This window comes from Nonomuraea maheshkhaliensis, assembly GCF_039529435.1.
Taxonomy (GTDB): Bacteria; Actinomycetota; Actinomycetes; order Streptosporangiales; family Streptosporangiaceae; genus Nonomuraea; species Nonomuraea maheshkhaliensis.
On the sequence record NZ_BAAAMU010000002.1, the window covers coordinates 192,497 to 210,669 of the forward strand.

The 18,173-nt window shown below is 71.2% G+C and carries 15 protein-coding genes and 1 pseudogene; 12 read left to right on the top strand and 4 right to left on the bottom strand.

Annotated elements, in window-relative coordinates; translation table 11 throughout:
* Window positions 1-26: 26 nt before the first annotated feature.
* Window positions 27-3,017: a septation protein SepH gene (sepH, locus tag ABFX54_RS02630; protein ID WP_346101236.1), complete on the top strand. Its 2,991-nt coding sequence runs from the start codon at window positions 27-29 to the stop codon at window positions 3,015-3,017.
* Window positions 3,018-3,254: 237 nt separating this feature from the next.
* Here sepH and ABFX54_RS02635 read toward each other — a convergent pair whose 3' ends face one another.
* Window positions 3,255-5,033 carry a PH domain-containing protein gene (locus tag ABFX54_RS02635; protein ID WP_346101237.1) on the bottom strand — a complete coding sequence of 593 codons (1,779 nt, stop codon included), beginning with the start codon at window positions 5,031-5,033 and terminating at the stop codon, window positions 3,255-3,257.
* Entirely contained in the window at window positions 5,030-5,545 is a 516-nt protein-coding gene (locus ABFX54_RS02640) for a PH domain-containing protein (protein WP_346101238.1), read from the bottom strand. Before ABFX54_RS02640 ends, ABFX54_RS02635 begins: the two co-directional genes overlap by 4 nt.
* 705 nt (window positions 5,546-6,250) lie before the next feature.
* Here ABFX54_RS02640 and ABFX54_RS02645 point away from each other — a divergent pair.
* From ABFX54_RS02645 to ABFX54_RS02675, 7 genes and pseudogenes are all read left to right on the top strand, one after another.
* Entirely contained in the window at window positions 6,251-6,793 is a 543-nt protein-coding gene (locus tag ABFX54_RS02645) for a YbhB/YbcL family Raf kinase inhibitor-like protein (protein WP_346101239.1), read from the top strand.
* A 184-nt stretch (window positions 6,794-6,977) separates the two neighbouring features.
* Complete coding sequence (locus ABFX54_RS02650) at window positions 6,978-8,501, top strand: hypothetical protein (protein WP_346101240.1); 1,524 nt, start codon at window positions 6,978-6,980, stop codon at window positions 8,499-8,501.
* Between the two features lie 78 nt (window positions 8,502-8,579).
* Window positions 8,580-10,802 (top strand): SulP family inorganic anion transporter, encoded by a 2,223-nt coding sequence (locus ABFX54_RS02655; protein WP_346101241.1) that lies wholly within the window; start codon window positions 8,580-8,582, stop codon window positions 10,800-10,802.
* A gap of 290 nt (window positions 10,803-11,092) precedes the next feature.
* Entirely contained in the window at window positions 11,093-11,731 is a 639-nt protein-coding gene (locus ABFX54_RS02660) for a class I SAM-dependent methyltransferase (RefSeq protein WP_346101242.1), read from the top strand.
* 320 nt (window positions 11,732-12,051) lie between these two features.
* The gene (locus ABFX54_RS02665; RefSeq protein ID WP_346101243.1) at window positions 12,052-12,294 is read left to right on the top strand and encodes a hypothetical protein; all 243 of its coding nucleotides are present in this window, start codon (window positions 12,052-12,054) and stop codon (window positions 12,292-12,294) included.
* 4 nt (window positions 12,295-12,298) lie between these two features.
* Window positions 12,299-13,249 carry a reverse transcriptase domain-containing protein gene (locus tag ABFX54_RS02670; RefSeq protein WP_346101244.1) on the top strand — a complete coding sequence of 317 codons (951 nt, stop codon included), beginning with the start codon at window positions 12,299-12,301 and terminating at the stop codon, window positions 13,247-13,249.
* Between the two features lie 132 nt (window positions 13,250-13,381).
* A pseudogene (locus tag ABFX54_RS02675) lies at window positions 13,382-14,077 on the top strand (IS256 family transposase); the annotation flags it as partial.
* A 40-nt stretch (window positions 14,078-14,117) separates the two neighbouring features.
* Here the strand turns inward: ABFX54_RS02675 and ABFX54_RS02680 are convergent.
* Window positions 14,118-14,930 carry an SDR family NAD(P)-dependent oxidoreductase gene (locus ABFX54_RS02680; RefSeq protein ID WP_346101245.1) on the bottom strand — a complete coding sequence of 271 codons (813 nt, stop codon included), beginning with the start codon at window positions 14,928-14,930 and terminating at the stop codon, window positions 14,118-14,120.
* A gap of 119 nt (window positions 14,931-15,049) precedes the next feature.
* Between ABFX54_RS02680 and ABFX54_RS02685 the strand changes: the two genes are divergently transcribed.
* A complete protein-coding gene (locus tag ABFX54_RS02685) occupies window positions 15,050-15,391 on the top strand; it encodes a winged helix-turn-helix transcriptional regulator (RefSeq protein ID WP_346101246.1) in 342 nt (113 codons plus the stop codon).
* A gap of 44 nt (window positions 15,392-15,435) precedes the next feature.
* Here the strand turns inward: ABFX54_RS02685 and ABFX54_RS02690 are convergent, their stop codons facing one another.
* Complete coding sequence (locus ABFX54_RS02690) at window positions 15,436-15,879, bottom strand: hypothetical protein (RefSeq protein WP_346101247.1); 444 nt, start codon at window positions 15,877-15,879, stop codon at window positions 15,436-15,438.
* Between the two features lie 87 nt (window positions 15,880-15,966).
* On the opposite strand from ABFX54_RS02690, the gene ABFX54_RS02695 reads away from it, so the two are divergent.
* The 3 genes from ABFX54_RS02695 to ribD are packed head-to-tail and all read left to right on the top strand — an operon-like array spanning window position 15,967 to window position 18,068.
* Window positions 15,967-16,320: a MerR family transcriptional regulator gene (locus ABFX54_RS02695; RefSeq protein WP_346101248.1), complete on the top strand. Its 354-nt coding sequence runs from the start codon at window positions 15,967-15,969 to the stop codon at window positions 16,318-16,320.
* A gap of 33 nt (window positions 16,321-16,353) precedes the next feature.
* Window positions 16,354-17,148, top strand: a complete 795-nt coding sequence (locus tag ABFX54_RS02700) for an NsdA family TPR-like regulatory protein (RefSeq protein ID WP_487047314.1) — start codon at window positions 16,354-16,356, stop codon at window positions 17,146-17,148.
* Window positions 17,148-18,068 (top strand): bifunctional diaminohydroxyphosphoribosylaminopyrimidine deaminase/5-amino-6-(5-phosphoribosylamino)uracil reductase RibD, encoded by a 921-nt coding sequence (gene ribD / locus ABFX54_RS02705; protein ID WP_346101250.1) that lies wholly within the window; start codon window positions 17,148-17,150, stop codon window positions 18,066-18,068. Before ABFX54_RS02700 ends, ribD begins: the two co-directional genes overlap by 1 nt.
* The last annotated feature ends 105 nt before the right edge of the window (window positions 18,069-18,173 follow it).

The window sequence follows — 18,173 nt, forward strand, 5'->3', positions numbered from 1 at the left end:
ATGGCGACGCTGACGAAGGGACTCGCATGCAGGAGCTCCGACTCGTCGCGGTAAGTGAGGACGGCACCTACCTCGTGCTGGCTACTGCCGGACGGGGTACGCGCTTCACGCTTCCCGTGGACGACCGGCTCCGTGCTGCCGTCCGCGGCAACTTCTCCCGTCTCGGCCAGTACGAGATCGAAGTGGAGAGTCCGTTGCGCCCCAAGGAGATCCAGGCCCGCATCCGAGCCGGAGAGACGGCGGAGGAGATCGCGGCGACCGCCGGGATCCCCGTCGAGCGCGTCCGCTGGTTCGAGGGGCCGGTGCTGCAGGAGCGGGAGTACGTCGCCCAGCAGGCGCAACGTGTGGCCGTACGGATGCCGGGCGAGTCCGCCCCGGGGCCGACGCTCGGCGACCTCGTCGCGGAGCGGCTGACCAGGCGCGGCGTGCCCACCGACGAGATCGACTGGGACTCCGCCAAGCGCGACGACGGCCTGTGGCGGGTCAAGCTCGGCTACGTGTGGAACGGTCACACGCGCCACGCCGAGTGGCTCTTCGACCCGCGCAAGCGCCACGTGACACCCCACGACGACGAGGCCCTGCGGCTGTCGTCCGCCGACTTCGACCCCGATCCCGCCGTGGTGGAGGACACCACGGTGATGCCGTTCGCGCCGCGGGTGGCCAAACTGCAGCCGGTGCCGCCGCTCGCCTCCGACGCGCTGCCGTTCCCGTCGGTGGTGCGCCGCGAGCCGGAGGAGCCCGCCGTCGGCTACACGCCGCCGGTCCGGTCGCCGGAGACCGCCTACACGCGGCCGCCGGAGACGCCGCCGCGCGAGGCGCCCTTCACCCCGCGCCACGACTTCGACCACGGCGAGGAGCCGGCCGCACGCCACGACTCCCCGGCCAGAGACGCAGGCCACCGCGCCGACTCCGGCCGGCCGCAGGAGCCCGGCCACCGGCAGGAGCCCGGCCACCGGCAGGACTCCGTACGCGAGCCCTACCGGCCCGAACCTCCCGCCCGCGAAACCGGCCACACCCGCCCCGGCGACACCTCGTCCCGCCGCGGCGGTTCTTCGCCGTGGCTGCCCGACTTCGGCGCGGGCCGCTCCGGCGACCGCGAGACCGACTCCATCTACGCCCCCGCCGGCCCACCGACCTCCCACCCGGCCCCCCGGCCGCCCACCGCCGACGCCCCCGCACCCGACCAGCGCTTCACCACCGCCGACGACCAGCGCCCCGCACAGGGGCCCGCGTTCGTCGAGGACCGGCCTGGCACGCAGAGGCCCACCTCTGACGGCCGACCGGCCGGGCAGGAGTTCACGCCCGTCCAGAACCAGCGGGCGGCGCGACCGGATGCGCCCGCCGATACGCTCTCGCCGGCCCGAGACCAGCCGGCCGCCGATCTGCGCAACTCGGCGACCACCCACTCCGAGTCGCCGTCCGCCCAGCCCACGTCCCCGGCCCGCCACCCGGAACCGACCATCCAACCGGAGCCGAGCGCCCAGGTTGAGGCGACCGCACACGCTGAGACGGCCGTTGTCCGGGCCGACGCGCCGCCCGCCACGGGCCCGTCCGTCGTCACGCCCGCCGAGCTCGCGGAGAAGGCCGTCGCCGAGACCGCCGCCGACGCGCAGAGGCCCACCAGGGCCGAGTCCGGGGCCGCCGAGAGCCAGGCCGGGGCAGGCGCAGCCGTTCCCACAACGGAGGACGCCCCGCAGGCCGCCACGGAAGCGGCCACCGCATCCGTGGCACCGGCCGCCTCCACGGACGCCACGGTGGAAGTTGTCGCGCACCCCACCACCACAGAGGCCGCCGCCACGGCCGCCCCGGAGACGACGCCGGCTCCCGCCGCGAAGGGCGTGACCGCCGGGACCGAGGCCCAGCCCGAGCTCGGGTCCGGATCCGCACCGGTCCAGCCCGTCGCAAGCGGCGAGACCGCCGTCGAGGCCACCGGCACAAACGCCGTCGAAGCCGGCAAGACGGCCGCTGCCGTCGAGACCGCCAAGAACGACGAGACCGCCCCGGCCGGATCCCCGGACGCTGCAACCGCCGCCGCCGAGCAGCCGGCCGTCACCGAGCAGCCGGTCGCCGGCGAAGTGACCAGCCCGTCTGGGACGACGCCCACGTCCGAAGCAACGGCCATGGCCGAGGGCACGGTCCCGGCGCGGACCACGCCCGTTCCCGGTTCCACTGCCGCTGGCGAAACCGCTGCCATGCCCGAAGCCGCATCCGAGACCGAAACCCCGGTCGCGGCCGAGACGACGATCCTGGGTGGGGGCACAACGGCGGCGCAGACCACGGCCGTTCCCGAGGGGGTTGCCCCCGAGACATCCGCGGCGGCTACCGAGACGACGGCAGTCGCCGCGTCGGCCGCCACCGAGACCACCCCGGCAACCGCCGCGACCCCCGAGGCCCCGGCCGCCGCCGCGAAGGCCACCGGTGAGGCTCCCGCTCCGGAAGCAGCCGCCGCCGAAACGTCCGCAATCGCCGAAACGTCCGCAGCCGCCGAGTCGTCCACCGGTGACGAGACGAAGTCGGCTGCTGAGGCCGCTGCCGTCACCGAGACGACGTCGGCTCCTGAAGCGACGCCCGCCCCTGAGGCCGCTGCCGCTCCTGAGACGGTCTCCGTTCCCGAGCCGACGCCCGCTCCTGAGCCCACACGCGTTCCCGACCCGGCGCCCGCCGCCGAGGCGGCGACCGTTCGGGAGGCGACGCCCGCCGCCGAAGACGCGCCTGAGCCGGCGGCCGAGCCTGAGAGGCCGACACCGGCGAAGCTGGCGGCGCAGAAGAAGGCGGGTCGGGCCGAGCCCGAGCAGCCGGTTCGGGAGAGCAAGCCGCCGGCGCCCAAGCCGAAGCCCGCTCCGGCGGTTCCGGCGGCGCGGGCGGCCAAGGACGAGCCGAAGGAGGACCCGGCCGTGCCGGTGCCCTCTCCGCCGCCCGCTCCGGCCGCCCGTCAGGCGCGCAAGGGTTCGAGGGGCCGCCGGGCCTCGGTGCCGACCTGGGACGAGATCATGTTCGGCGCCCGCCGCCAGGATTGATCAGAACGAGCCGGACCGCTCAGGTCAGAACGGACCGCCACCGAGCACGACAAACCTGGGCTGCCCAGGCGAACCAGCAGTGATCGGGCGCGGGGTGCGGGAGGCCGGGCGACACGCGGCGGTGGCAGGAGCAGGAGCACTCGTCCTCGTGCCCGCGCCCACCAGGTGTTCCGGGTTCACCACCTGTGCCAGGACCACCAGGTGACCGAGCCGCCGACGGCCAGGACGAGCCCCCGGTCAGGGTTCGGTGCGTTCCAGGAAGGGGGCGAGCCACTCCGGCGTCACCTCGGAGGGGAATCCCACCGCCTGCGGCAGCGACACGTCGATCGCCGAGTAGCCCCCCTTGCCGGCCCCGACCCCGGCGATCAGCGTGAGGACCCCGGCCTGCCGCTGGAACCACGTCTGCCGCAGCCGCCAGCCCACCACGGCCCGGCGTTCGACCACGGCTTGGGCGCGACGCAGCGAGCCTGAGCGCACCGACAGGCGTACCCCGTCGTAGCCGTGACCCAGTGAGGCGTAGCGGTCGAGCCCGAGCGGCACCCCGACGCCGGCCATGACCAGCAGGAGCACCAGCAGGACCCACCACAACACCGCCCCCGTGAGCCAGGCGGCGACGGCGGCGAGCAGGGCGGCCAGGAGCCAGGGGAAGACGGCGCGGAACAACCGCCGACGGCGCGCCACAGGAGGATGGGGACGGAGGTCCCCGTGGTAGGGGCCGATCGCGTCGGCGGTCACCTGGAAGGCCACGTCGCGGGGCACGTCGGGCAGCAGTTGCCCCCGCGTCTCCGAGTCGCCGAGCCCGGTCACGATGGCCCAGACGCGGGTGACGCCGACCCACCGTTCGGCCAGGCCGTCCACGATCTCGTAGCCGCGCACCCGCTGCGACTCCAGCGACACGCTGCGCCGGTTGATCAGCCCGCGCTCGGCCACGAGGTAGCCGTCGCGGCGCTTGAGCCTGAAGTCCCAGTTGAAGATCGCGTACATGAGGCCGCCCGCGAACGGCATCGCCACCACCAGCAGCAACGCCAGCGCCAGCAGCAGGTAGGGGTGCTCCCAGAGCCACTCGCCCGCGCTCCAGGCGGTGTCCCGGCTGACCCCGAGCTCGTCGCCCCACTGGAACGCCAGCCCCACCAGGCCGCCGGCGAAGGCGAAGGGGGTCAGCAGGTACGCGCCCGAGAGCGGCCCGTACAGCAGCCACCTGCGCGGCACGTCGATGATCGGGCGCTCCCTGGGCCCGGTGGCGGCGGGCGCCGCTTCGCCGGGGGCGTGCGGCTCGGGCTCGGCGGCGCGGCGCAGGAGAACCGCCTTGAGGCGTTCCGCCTCCTCCGGCGTGATGCCGGCGAGCTTCGCCTCCTCCTCGCCGCCGCTCGCCCCGGTGTCGATCTTGAGGATGGTCAGGCCGAGCAGCCGGTGCATGGGCGGGGTGGAGACGTCGACGCCGCGGATGCGTTCCAGCGGGATGGTACGGACGGAGCGGCTGATCAGCGAGCGCTTGGTCTCCAGCCGGTCGCCGACGATCTCGTACGTGAACGTGGCCCAGCGGATGATCGCGAACACCACGGCGCCGACGACGCCGGCGGCGGCGTAGCCATACGACCTGGCCGAGAAACCGCCCACGAACAGGACGCCGACCAGGGGGAGGAGGAGGGAAGGCAGCATGCGCACCGGGTCGATGAGCAGCACCTTGGGGCTGAGCCGCTGCGGCACCCGCACGACGGGGGGCCCGGGAAACGGCCCCGCGCCCGGATGGCCCGGCGGCGGGAACCGTCCGGCGTCCTGGGCGTCCGGAGGCGGCCCGGACGGCGCCGACCATCCGCCGGCCTGAGGAGGCACCGGCGCGGAGGACTGGCCGCCGTGAGGTGGGGCCGGGGACGGCTGCCCGTCGTGCGGGCGTGGCCGGTCGGTTGACGGCGGCGGCTGGTCGGTGGGTGGGGCCGGGTCGGTGGACGGCGGCGGGCCGATGGGCTGGGACGGGCCGATGGGCTGGGACGGGCCGTCGGGGTGGGGGCCGGTCATGTCGCGTCGTCCCTCAGCTGCTCGGCCCGGCGGGCCAGCTCCTCGGCCAGCCCGGCCGCCACCCGGTAGTCGAGCCCCTTGATCGTGGATGAGCCCGCATGGGACGCCGTGCGGATCTCCAGGGTGGCCAGACCGAGCATCCGCTCGAACCACCCTTGCCCCTTGTCGACCGTCTGGATGCGGCTCACAGGCACGAACACCCACTCCCTGGTCAGGAATCCCGACCTGGCGTAGACGACGTCTCCTGACAGCTCCCAGCGATGCACGGCGTACCGTACGAACGGCTCGGCCGCCAGGAACGGCAGCGTCAGCACCACGACGGCGGCGGGCAGCAGCCACGGGTCGCGGGCGAACCAGTCGGGCACCCAGGACCAGCCGCCCGCCCACCGCGACAGCAGCAGCGAGATGCCGGCGAAGAACACGAAGGCGATCAGCGACTCCAGCAACCACAGCCGTACGGCCTTGGGCGAGACGCGGTTCGCCGGATCGCGCAGCGGGCCAGTAGACGTCACAAAGCCAGCTTAGGGCGCGAACCGCCGGGGCGATCTGCCAGCGGGCCGGTAAAGATCCGCCGGACGCTCCGGCGTGTCTGCCACGAGGCGGCCGCGCCCGGGTGCATGCTCGTTGGCGGCCCGGCCGCAGGCTGTCGCGCTTGGCCACGTCGGCGGCGCCACGTTCGTGCCAGCCAGGCTCGGGCAGCGCATGACCGCACCACAGCGCGAGCGCCTAACGCAACGTGGCAGCCGCCGTCCGCGCACCGCACGCGGGGCCGGGGGCGCCCTCGCTCCCCCCTGATCCAGGCATCGCCCCCGAACCGCGCGCTCCCGTACGCGAGTGTCGCCCGCCGCGGCCGAACCGAGCCCCGTACCCGAACGTCGGCCCCTTTAGTCGAACGGCGCGACCTGGCGCACCCGATTTTTCGCCGCACCCCGTTACTGGGACGATGGCCCCGTCAACGCCGTCCGAGACCCCGCACCCCGCCCCCACCCACGGCGGCCGCGAACGCGCAGCCCAGAAATGGTCCGCCGGCCTGCCCGGATCGTCCCCCCGCCTGGCGCTCCCACCGCCTCCGATGTGGCCAAGTTCACTACCCGGATGCCGTCATTCCGGCTGTTTTCGGATCCTTTACCTACCACCGACCATCGAGAAACGGTCTGCGCACCGCCGAGACCCGCGTAGCATCATCCGGCATGGGGCTGTGTAACACGGCATCACGCATGCGACGCATCACTGTCAGTGTGACAGTGGTGGCACTCGCGTTCGCGCTGGCGGGTTGTGGCAGCTTTTTCGGCAGGTCGGAGGCGAAGGACATCGCGGAGATCAACGTCGCGAGCCCCGAGCTGCGCGACGGCGAGCCGCTGCCGCGCGAATACTCCTGCCGGGGTGATCAGGGCAGTCCGCCGCTGCGCTGGTCGAGCCAGCCCTTGTCCGAGGCGGAGTCGATCGCCATCGTGGTCGACAGCCATACGTCGTCCGAGTCGGCCGTGCACTGGGTGCTGTTCAACATCCCGGCCACCACGACCGAGCTCGGCCCCGATGCCGCCGCCGATCCCCCCGAGGGGTCCGGGCAGGCGAAGGTGACCAGCGGGAAGGTGGGCTACGAGCCCCCCTGCCAGGACCGGGCCAGCTACCGGTTCACCGTCTACACGTTGGACGGCAAGGTCGATCTGCCGGGAGGCGCCGAGCTTCCCGAGGTTCTGAAGAAGATCGCGGATCAGACCATCGCCCGCGGCAGGCTCACCGCGGTGAACATTGAGTGAGCAGTCAAATACGACATGTAGTACCGGTGTACCAATTCTTCACGTAGGGTGTGACAACTCTCATAGTGGTCCGACACAATCAGATCCAATCGTTAGGCACTGGTGATCAAAGGGGGCAGGTCGCGTCGATGGCCGCGCGATCTCATCGGTGCCAGAGGGAGGCCATGACTTTGAGGGTGGTGCAATGATCGCGGTCGTCATCAGCTTGGTCGCTGTCGTGCTCCTCGTGCTCGCTGTCGTGGCACTGGGCATGCGCTCCATGAACCGCAGGGAGAGCTCGCTGCCTCCGGAACGGCTGAAGGAGATGGCCGAGAAAGAGGAGAACACGCTCACGCGCTCGACGGACCAGTTCGCGGCGCACGAGCCCCGCATGGCCAATTTCAGCCCCGACTTCAGCCCGATCGACGAGCCGAAGCCGAAGCCGGTCCGCACGGGCCAGCGCGGCAGGCGCGGCGTCGACGAGTGGGGCAACCCGAGCACCGACGACGACGACGAGGAGTTCTGGGCCAACATCCGCAGCGACGCGGAAGAGGGCGGCTTCGGCGCCGGCGGCACCGTAGCGGCGCGCAAGGGCGCCTCCCGTCCCGTCGAGCGTGAGCGGCCCCCCTCCGAGCGGCCCGCCGCCGAGCGCCCCGCCGAGCGCGAGCGCACCGCGCCGCGTGAGCGGCCCGCCGAGCGACGTTCCGAGCGGCCCGCCAAGCGGCCGAGCCGTTCCGCCAAGCCGCAGCCCGCGACCGCCGGCGCCGACCCCAACGCCGCCACCGTGCAGGCCCCGCTCCCCCAGCGTCAGCCCGCCGCCGCCAACCTGGCCGACCTGGTCGAGCCGCAGAAGCGCGCCACTCCCACTCAGTCCGAGCTGGCCGACCAGCGCACCGTGACCTTCGCGGCCCCGACGGCCGACGTGATGAGCATCCTCGGCGTGGGCGCCCAGCCGGTGCCCGCCCCCACCCGTCCAGAGCCGTCGCCCGTGAGCCGGCCGTCGCGGGCCGAGCGCCCCGCGACCAGGCCCACCCCGGTGGCCTCCCACGGGGTCTCCTCCAACGCCTATCCGGCGAGCGGCGGCAGCGGCTCGTTCCCCGCGGTGAGCAACCCGGCGAGCCCGGTGAGCCCCGCCTCCAGCGGCAGCTTCCCCGCCGTTCCCGCCGCGCCCATCCACGGCGCGCCGACGAGCGACCCGTTCCCCGCGTACGGCGGCGCCGACGCCCGTGAGTCGACCTACCCGCCCGCGGCGGCGAGCACGTCCGGCTCCTGGCCCGCCTCGCCCGACATCTTCGACGACCCCGCCCCCGCGGCCTCCGCCTATCCCGGCGCGAGCTCGTGGCCGGCGTTCGAGCAGCCCGCCGAGCGTTCCTCCTACCCCGCCTCCTACGAGGTCCGGGCCGGCTGGGCCGTGGCCGACGACTCCGACCCGCTCACCGCCCCCTCCCCCGCGACCGGCACCCCGACCGCGCCCGCCCGCGCGGTCTCCAGCTACGACGACGTGCTCTCGGCCCCGACGCCGCCGCAGTCGCCGTTCGGGCCGGGCGCCTACGAGACGGGCGACATCACCACCGCCCCCGCCGCCGCCTGGCCCGAGCCTCCGGCCGCGGGCAACGGCGCCCAGGGCACCTGGCCCGCGTACGGCGGGCAGCCTCCGGCGCAGGACGACAACCGCGGCAACCACCGTCGGGGCCCGGAGCAGGACTATCCGAACGACTACTACCGATGATCTTTAGCGCCTATTAATCCGTAAAACCCGCGTGACGCCCCCCTAAAGCGGGGTCGACGGAGCAATAGGGTTTGCTCCATGTTCCGCGACACGCAGAGTAGCTGGCTGAGCACCCTCCGACACGACGTGCCGGCCTCACTCGTGGTTTCCCTCGTCGCGGTGCCCCTTTCCCTGGGCATCGCGATGGCCTCCGGCGCGCCGCTGACAGCCGGGCTCATCGCCGCCGTGGTGGGCGGCATCGTGGCGGGCGCCCTGGGCGGTTCCGCCGTCCAGGTGAGCGGCCCGGCCGCCGGCCTGTCGCTGGTGGTCGTGGATCTGGTGCACACGTACGGATGGCGCGCCACCTGCATGATCACCCTGCTGGCCGGGGCCGTACAGCTCGTCCTGGGCGTGTTCAAGGCGGCCAGGGCGGCGCTGGCGGTGTCGCCGGCGGTCCTGCACGGCATGCTGGCCGCGGTCGGCGTCATCATCGCCCTCTCCCAGCTCCACATCGTGCTGGGCGGCAGCTCGCAGCGCTCCGCCATCGCGAACCTCATCGAGCTGCCCGGGCAGATCCTGCACCTGCACGGCCACAAGGTCGCCGTGGGCGTGCTCACGATCACCGTGCTGGCGCTGTGGACGCGCCTGCCCCGGCGGATCAAGGCGGTGCCCGCGCCACTGGCGGCGCTGCTAACGGCGGCGGTGACGGCGTGGGCGTTCGGCTGGGACGTCACGCGGGTGGACCTGTCGGGCGGCCTCAGCGACTGGGCCTTCCCGGTGCTGCCGCAGGGCGACTGGCATCTCGTGGTGGCCTCCGTACTGCTGGTGGCGCTGCTGGCCGGCTGCGAGTCGCTGCTGTGCTCGGTCGCGGTCGACGGGATGCACGCCGGGCGCCGCGCCGACCTCGACCAGGAGCTGACCGGCCAGGGCGTGGCCAACATGGTCAGCGGCGCGCTCGGCGGCCTGCCGGTGGCCGGGGTGATCGTGCGCAGCACCGCGAACGTGGCGGCGGGCGCGCGTACTCGCTGGTCGACGATCCTGCACGGGGTGTGGGTGCTGGTGTTCGCGACCGGGTTCGGCTGGTCGATCACGCTGATCCCGCTGGAGGCGCTGGCGGCGCTGCTGGTGTTCATCGGCATGCAGATGGTGAACCTGGGCCACATCAGGAAGGTGCACGGCCACGGCGAGGTGCCGGTGTACGTCGTCACGCTCGTCACCGTGATCCTGCTCGGCCTGGCCGAGGGCGTGCTGGCGGGTCTGGCCCTGGCCGCGCTGCTCGCGCTGCGCCGCCTGACCTGGGTGACCGTGCTCAAGCGGGAGGAGCGCGACGGGCGCCTGCACGTGACGATCTCGGGATCGCTGACGTTCCTCGGGGTGCCCCGGCTGACGCACGAGCTGCGCACGATCCCCGCCGGCACCGCCGTCGACCTCGACCTGAACATCGACTTCATGGACAACGGCGCGTTCGAGGCCATCCACTCCTGGCGGCTCGACCACGAGCGCATGGGCGGCACGGTCGACATCGACGAGCTGCACGACGAGTGGTACGCGCTGGCCGCCAGCGGCGCCCACATGCTGCCCGTGAAGTCGCCGCCGAAGGCGCCGGACCGCTGGTGGCTGCCGTGGGCGCAGCGGCGGCGCCGTCCCGAGCCGTTCCCGCTGGACGAGGACGTCGCGGGCTCGCCCGAGTGCCTGCTCACGGCCGGTGCGCGCGAGTATCACCGCAGTACGGCGCCGCTCGTCCGGCCCATCTTCACCGAGCTGGCCCGCAAGCAGCAGCCGACCCACCTGTTCATCACCTGCGCCGACTCCAGGATCATGCCCAGCCTGATCACCGCGAGCGGTCCCGGCGACCTGTTCACCGTGCGCAACATCGGCAACCTGGTGCCGCGCAGGGGCTCGGAGCCGCACGACGACTCGATGGTGGCGGCCATCGAGTACGCCACGCAGGTGCTGGGCGTGCACACGATCACGGTGTGCGGCCACTCGGGCTGCGGCGCGATGGCCGGGGTGCTGAGCGCCGGGGTGCAGGCGGGCAGCCTGCCCGGGCTGCGCAGGTGGCTGCGGCACGGTGACCACAGCCTGGCCAGGTTCATCGACACCGAGGGCGACCGGCTGCACAGCGGGGCGCTGGACGTGCTGTGCCGGGTGAACGTGCAGCAGCAGCTGGAGAACCTGCGCACCTACCGAAAGGTGGACGAGCAGGTCAGGGCGGGCAAGCTGGAGCTGGTGGGGCTGTTCTTCGACATCGGGTCGGCGCGGGTGCACATGGTGCCGCCGCTGCGCCCCACGAAGGCACTCGGGATGGCCGCCACCGAGTGAACCCTCGTTCTGCGTAATCCTCCGCAGAACGGGCGGCGAGGCGGGGTTAGGGTCGCGGTGCCAGCGAGGTGCTCCCGTTGCCCACGGCGCCCCTCGCGACGCCGGTCCTCACTCCCAGGGGCCGGAGGGGCGGAGGCGCCCGCCGTTCGAGCTATGCCCCTCTCGGGGCCGCCGATGGTAGCCGGACGGAGCGCGACCCACCTCCGCCCCTCACCCCGGCCGGAACGCGCCGAGCCGGGCGAGCTGCTAGAAACAGAACCCGGGGCACAAAACGCAACCCGGGGGACACCATGCCACAAGACTTCCAGAACCCACGCTTCGCGCAGGCGTACGCGCGGATGAGCGTGCTCACCGACCAGCGGGGCGCGTACGAGCACCGGCGGCGGCTGCTGGCCGGCGCCGAGGGCCGGGTGATCGAGATCGGCGCCGGCAACGGCCGCAACTTCCCCCACTACCCGGAGGCGGTCACGGAGGTCGTGGCCGTGGAGCCGGACGACACGCTGCGCGCGCTCGCCACCACCGCGGCCAGGTCGGCCCCGGTGCCCGTCTCCGTGGTGCCCGGCCACGCCGACGCCCTGCCCGGCCCTGAGGGCGACTTCGACACGGCGGTGGTGTCGCTGGTGCTGTGCTCGGTGCCGTCGCAGCAGCGGGCGCTGGCGGAGATCACGCGGGTGCTCGTCCCCGGCGGGCGGCTGTGCTTCTACGAGCATGTACGCTCGGCGAACCCACTGTTCGCCCTGCTGGAGGACGCCATCACCCCGGCCTGGCGCCGAGCGGCGGGCGGCTGCCACCCGAACCGGGACACTCTGCGCGCGATCAAACGCGCCGGCTTCGAGGTGACGGAATCCGACAGATTCACCTTCTCCCCGCAGCCCCTCGTCCCCCGCACCGCCCACATCCTGGGCCACGCCCGCACGACGAAACACTGACCACCCGAAGCCCTGCGGCCCGCCCTGATGCACGGTGACCTCACCATCGTGCTCCTCGGCCCGGGCCCACGAGCCGTCTCCGTGCGTCATGACCGCGACACGGACGTCACCCTTCTCCTGGTAGTGGTGCTCGATGCCGGGCGCGATAGTGACGAGCCCACCACTGTCGGCCATCGACCGCGACGATCTGTTGCCATCCGGACAACTCCATGCTTGCGCCGCCATCATGAGAGTGAGGCGCCTAGCAGATTCCGGACAGTCGGCTACATAAGCTGACGGAAGTCTGGAAGAGGTAGAGGTACGTGGCCCCTCAAGCTGAGGTGGAGGTCGAGGTGTTGCTCGACCGGCTGCGGACCGAGATCAAGGACCGCAGTTTCCGCCCGTTACCGGCACGGGAGCGGATGATCCCGAAACCGGGCACGACGAAACATCGCCGCCTGGGGATCTCCACTGTGCGAGACCGGGTGGTCCAGGCGTCCTTGAAGCTGGTGTTGGAGCCGATCTTCGAGGCGGATTTTCTCCCGCGCTCCTACTTGGTTTCGCCCGAACCGTCGGACTCGTGACGCGGTGGCCGAGATACGCCATTTCACCTCCCGCTCCTATGAGTGGGTCGTGGAAGGCGACATCAAAGCCTGTTTCGACGAGATCTCGCATGCCGCCCTCATGGGCAGGGTGCGGGCGCGGGTGGGAGACAAGCGCGTCCTGGCTCTGGTGAAGGCGTTCCTCAAGGCCGGGGTCCTCCGAGAGGATCGCACGCTGCGGGAGACCGACGCCGGAACCCCGCAGGGTTCGATCCTGTCCCCGCTGCTCAGCAACGTGGCCCTATCCGTCCTGGACGAGTACATCGCTCATGCTCCGGGCGGGCCGGGGACGAGCCGCAACGACCGGCTCACCCGTCGCCGCCATGGCCTGCCGAACTACCGGCCGGCCAGATATGCCGACGACTGGTGCCTGGTCGTGTCGGGAACCAAGGCCGACGCGGAGGTCCTTCGGGACGAGATCGCCGGGGTACTGTCCACGATGGGATTGCGCCTGTCGGAGGAGAAGACCCTGATTACCCACATCGACGAGGGCCTCGACTTCCTCGGCCGGCACATCCAGCGTCGCCGAAAACGAGGCACCGACCGGCGCTACGTCTACACCTACCCGTCGCACAGGGCCCTCACAGCCGTGACCGGCAAGGTGAAGATCCGGTGCCGACAGAGCATCAACCTGCCGCTCGAAGCCCTGCTGCGCCAGCTCAATCCGGTGCTGCGGGGCTGGACCAACCACTTCCGGCCCGGGGTGTCCAGCATCGCCTTCGGTTACCCGCGTGCCTTCACGTGGCGACAGGTCATCCGCTGGATACGTCGCAAACACCCTGGAATCACCTGGAAGGAACTCCGCCGACGCTACTGCGGCAACGGGTGGTGGCCCGCCGACGGTGACGTGATCATGTTCAACCCCGGCGCGGTGCGGACAACCCGCCACCGCTATCGAGGAAGCAAGATCCCTTCACCGTGGTCGAACGTCGCATGAGCACCAGCAGCCCAGATCCAGCGGGACTTGTGGAGAGCCGGATGCGTCGACGAGGCGCACGTCCGGTTCGGGAAGCGGACCGGGGAAACCCGCCCATGGAAACACCGGCACGGCGCCCCGGTCCGACTTCACCACCTCAACGTCCGCCTGGAGGAGGCCAAAGCCCGCGTCCTGGTACTGATCGGGGTCCGTGCCGACGGCTCCAAGGAACTGATCGCGCTCAAGGACGGCTACCGCGAGTCTGGCGAGTCCTGGGCCCACCTGCTGCGCGACTGCGCCCGCCGGGGCATGCGCGCCCCCGTCCTCGCGGTCGGCGATGGCGCCCTGGGCTTCTGGAAAGCCCTGGCCGAGGTGTTCCCCGCCACCCGCGAACAGAGGTGCTGGCTACACAGAACGGCCAACGTCCTCGATGCCATGCCGAAGTCTGCGCAGCCGGGCGCGAAGAAGTCCATCCAGGACATCTACAACGCCGAGGACCGCGACCACGCGGTGCAGGCAATCAAGACGTTCGCCCAGCTCTACGGCGCGAAGTTCCCCAGGGCGGTCAAGAAGATCATCGATGATGAAGCCGAGCTACTGGCGTTCTTCGGCTTCCCCGCCGAGCACTGGATCCACCTGCGGACCACGAACCCCATCGAGTCGACCTTCGCCACCGTCCGCCTGCGGACCAAGGTCACCCGCGGTGCCGGCTCCCGCACCGCCGCTCTGGCGATGGTCTTCAAACTCATCGAGTCTGCCCGAGCCCGCTGGCGGGCCGTGAACGCGCCCCACCTCGTCGCCCTCGTTCGCGCCGGAGCCCGCTTCGAACGTGGCGTGCTCGTCGAACGATCCGGCGAGCACGCCGCCTAGCCTGCCATCACGGAGCCGGTCAGCCGTGCCCGTCGGCCCGCTCGGCGACCAGGGCGCGGAACGCCTCAAGGTCACCGATGACCTCTTCCGCACGGTCTCGTTGCCGGTACAGGCTGTAGTAGCGGGCGCCGATGGCATCAGGATCAGCCACCTCGTCGCCCGGGATGACGCCGGAGGCGATCGTCACCGTTGCCGCGTGAATCCCCTGGGGGCGGAGTTCGGCGTGCAGCGCGTGCGCCCAATTGCGCAAGCCGGCCATGGCCAGGCCCACGTTGGCCAGGAATGGCGCGGCGATCGTGGAGGACACACCAGTTGTCAGCAGCAGTGTCCCCTCGCCCCGGGCGCGCATCTGCGGTAGCACCTGTCCCACGGCCGTCACCGCGCCCAGCACATGCAGCTCGAACTGCGCGGCGGCGGATGTCACCGTGGTCTGTGCGGCGTGGGTGATCGGCCCCGTCGGGCTGGGGCTGTACTCCAGGACATCGACCGGTCCCAGCGCCTCCCCGACCCTGGTGAGAGCATCGGCCAGCGCGTCACGATCTCGGATATCGGCGGGAAAAGCCGCAGCGGTGACGCCCAGCCTGGCCAAATCACCCACCAAAGCGTCCAGGGTGTCCTTGCTCCGGGCGATCAGCCCCACCTGGAAGCCGTGCCTGCCGAAAGCCCGGGCCACACCCATCCCCAGCCCCGGACCGGCACCGACAATAACGAGCGTCTTCGCCACCACAACATCCCTTCCGATCACAGCGGCAGTTACTCTTTGTTCGCAACAGCATGATTTGTCACTGCCCTGTAGGTGGCAAGACGGCACATTGATGTCGGTGACGTACATGGAGGTAACCCTTGACGCCCGCCAGGAGCACCCCACCAGCAGCGCGGTGCCGCGACGTCACGCCACCGGCGCCAGAAGACGCGGGCGGTCGCGAGCCGGATGACGAGGTATGCCGACAGGTGCTGAAGATCCTCGCCCTGATCGGCGACAAGTGGAGCATCCTGGTCATCGGGCAACTCCGCGACCGAACCCTGCGCTTCAGCGAACTGCACCGCGCGGTCACGGGGATCTCGCAGCGCATGCTCACCCTGACCCTGCGGCAACTTGAGCGCGATGGCCTCCTCACCCGGACCGTGCACCCCAGCGTTCCCCCGCGCGTCGACTACGCGCTCACCCCACTTGGCGCAACACTGCTGGACTCCGTCGCCGCGCTGGCCGAATGGGCCACCACACACCGACAAGAAATCAACAGCAACCGCCGCCACTACGACGCCACCCATTCGCCACGAACACAGCCCTAGCCGTCCACAGCATTTGACAATTCCTCGTCGGGGGCGACGAAGAGTCATGAGCTCCGAACGGCTACCGGCCTCGCCGAACGGCTCGGCCACCAGGGCGCGAGCTGGAGTACGCCGAACGTGACCTCGACCACGAGAAAGAGCCACAACACCCGCGTGACGCCCTGGCTCAACGCATAGGCCTGCCAGATCGCGAAAAGCGTGCGTGCGGCGCCGTCGAACAGTCCGTGCACCGGCAGCGGCCTGGCGATGCGCAGCACGGCCCAGACGACGACCACCGAACCCATCAGATTCGCGTACAGAATCTGCAGGGGGTCGAGGGCCGGCATGACGCCCAGGCCAAGTGCGGCGCCCAATGACGAGAGGGCGCCGTGGACGAAGGCGTAGGTCCACGGCGTCACGAATCCGGCCGTGACGACGAGGTCGTACCAGGCGCTCGCGCGTACGACGTGCAGATAGGCGGGGCGGGAAGGGGTGAGACGACGGATCACGATGAACCTCCTGCGGTTTCCCGGCGGGAGTGCCACGCTAAAGGGTGGAGTAGGCTCCAAGGTCAAGTCCGGAGCCGATGGAGGATCATGCGCATCGGAGAGCTGGCCGCCCAGGCGGGTATGACCAGGGACACCGTTCGGTTCTACGAAAAGGTCGGCCTCGTCACAGGTCATCGGCTGGCCAACGGCTATCGCGATTTCCCTCCCGAGACCGTGGTCTGGCTGCATTACGTACGCACGGCGCAGAAGCTCGGTTTCACGCTGGCGGAGATCGCCCAGCACGGCGCGGACCTGCGCGACGCACCGGACAGCGCGGAAGCCCTGTCCGCGCTGTTCGAAGAGAAGATCCAGGTCATCGATGAGCGCATGGCCGAACTCGGCGCCCTGCGAGCCGAACTCACCGCACGCGTCGGCACCGGGTGCCCGTTGCGGGCGAGCTGAAAGTGCCGGGGAAGAGCACTGGGCGATCTTGCAGTGCCCGGAAAGGCCCCTCGCCGACCTCGAAGGTGGCTGCGTGCGAGTCGCGTCCAGGTCCTCAACCTCGCGGCCCGCTACGCCGAGTCGGCGGCGTGGCTGTACGAGGACGCCGGAGAGGTCGAGCAGGCCGGGCGCTGGACCGACCGCGCGTCCATGTGGGCCTATGAGATCGGCGACGACGAGATGATCGCGTGGACCATGTTCCGTGGCAGCCAGCAGGCCATGGGCAGGCTCCTGGCCGGTGACGTGCTCGGCCTGGCCGCCTCCGCGCTCCGGCAGTCCGGCCATCTGCCGGCGCCGATGCGCGCGGCGATCGTGCAGCAGCAGGCCCAAGGTCACGCCCTCGACGGCGAGGAACGGGCCTGCCACCGGCTACTGGACGAGGCCCACGAACTCGCGTCGCCGGTCAATGACGATGGCGACGCCCGAAGCGGACACGGGTCGTTCTGCACGCCCGCCTACGTCGAGGTACAACGTGCCCGCTGTTGGCTGGAGCTGAGGAAGCCACAACGTGCGGTCGCCACCTTTGAGCACGCACTGCCCGCACTGCCATCGGTGTACCGCCGCGACCGCGGCATGGCCCTGGCGGGATTGGCCTCTGCCTACGCCGGACAGGGAGACCCCGAACAGGCAGTCACGACGGCCACCGAGGCGCTCAATATCGCCCGCGCCGCCGGCTCGGTGAGAATCATCAACGTGCTGACCTCAGTCGAACGCTCGCTGGCCGCCCATCGGCGACTCCCCACCGTGGCCGCCTTCCGGCTGGCGCTGGCCGAGGCGGTGGCCTGCTGATGGCCTCTAACCTCGAACTCCAGGCCATGCGGCGCGCCATCGCGCTGTCGGCCCACGGTCTCGCCTCCACCAGCCCCAACCCGCCGGTCGGCTGCGTCATCCTGGATGCCGCCGGCCAGCCTGTCGGCGAGGGCTACCACGCCCGCAAGGGCGAAGCGCACGCCGAGGGGAACGCTCTGCTGGCCGCCGGGGCGGCGGCGAAGGGCGGAACGGCCGTGGTCACCCTGGAACCCTGCAACCACGTGGGTCACGCGCCCGCCTGCCGCCAGCTCCTCATCGACGCCGGGATCGCCCGCGTGGTCATCGCCGTCATCGACCCCACCTCCCGCGGCGAAGGCGGGGTGGTCGAGCTGCGCAAGGCGGGCGTGAGCGTGGAAACCGACGTACTCGCCGAGGAGGCGATGCTTGTCCTCGGCGGATGGCGCACCGCCCTCACGCTCAACCGCCCCATTGTCACGTTGGTCTATGCGGAGACCGCCGAAGGGAGGATGAGCGCCTTCAACCGCATCCCGTCCTCTCGTGATCTGCTACTTTCCGCCGATGCCGTCCTGTACGCCGATGGACACCTTGAGGAAGCGATCCCCCGCAGCCACGGTCCCGGCATGATCCACCTGCCGGAAAGTCCCATACGACTCGACCACCGCGACCTGCTGAAGACGCTCCACACGGGGGGAGTCCGCCGTCTCCTCCTCGACGGCGGCTCCGATTTGGCCGCGCCCTTCCTGGCCGCTGCACTCGTGGACCACGTCGTCGCCTACCTCCCCGACCGCGGCCCATCGGCTCCCCCTGGGATCAACGAGCAAGGACTGATACCAGACGGCTTCTACCTCACGGGCATCGACCGCGTTCCCCGCTACGTCAAGGTGAGCGCGGCCAGGAACGACGGAGAGCGACAAGATCACCTCTCCCCATCCTCGTAGCCTGGTCGATCACGGGGTGCCGGTAAGAAACGTGTCATGAGCCCCAAACAGCGTTGATCTTGCTGTAACTTGTCTGCTCAATGCTGGGCGGTCATGAAACACCCC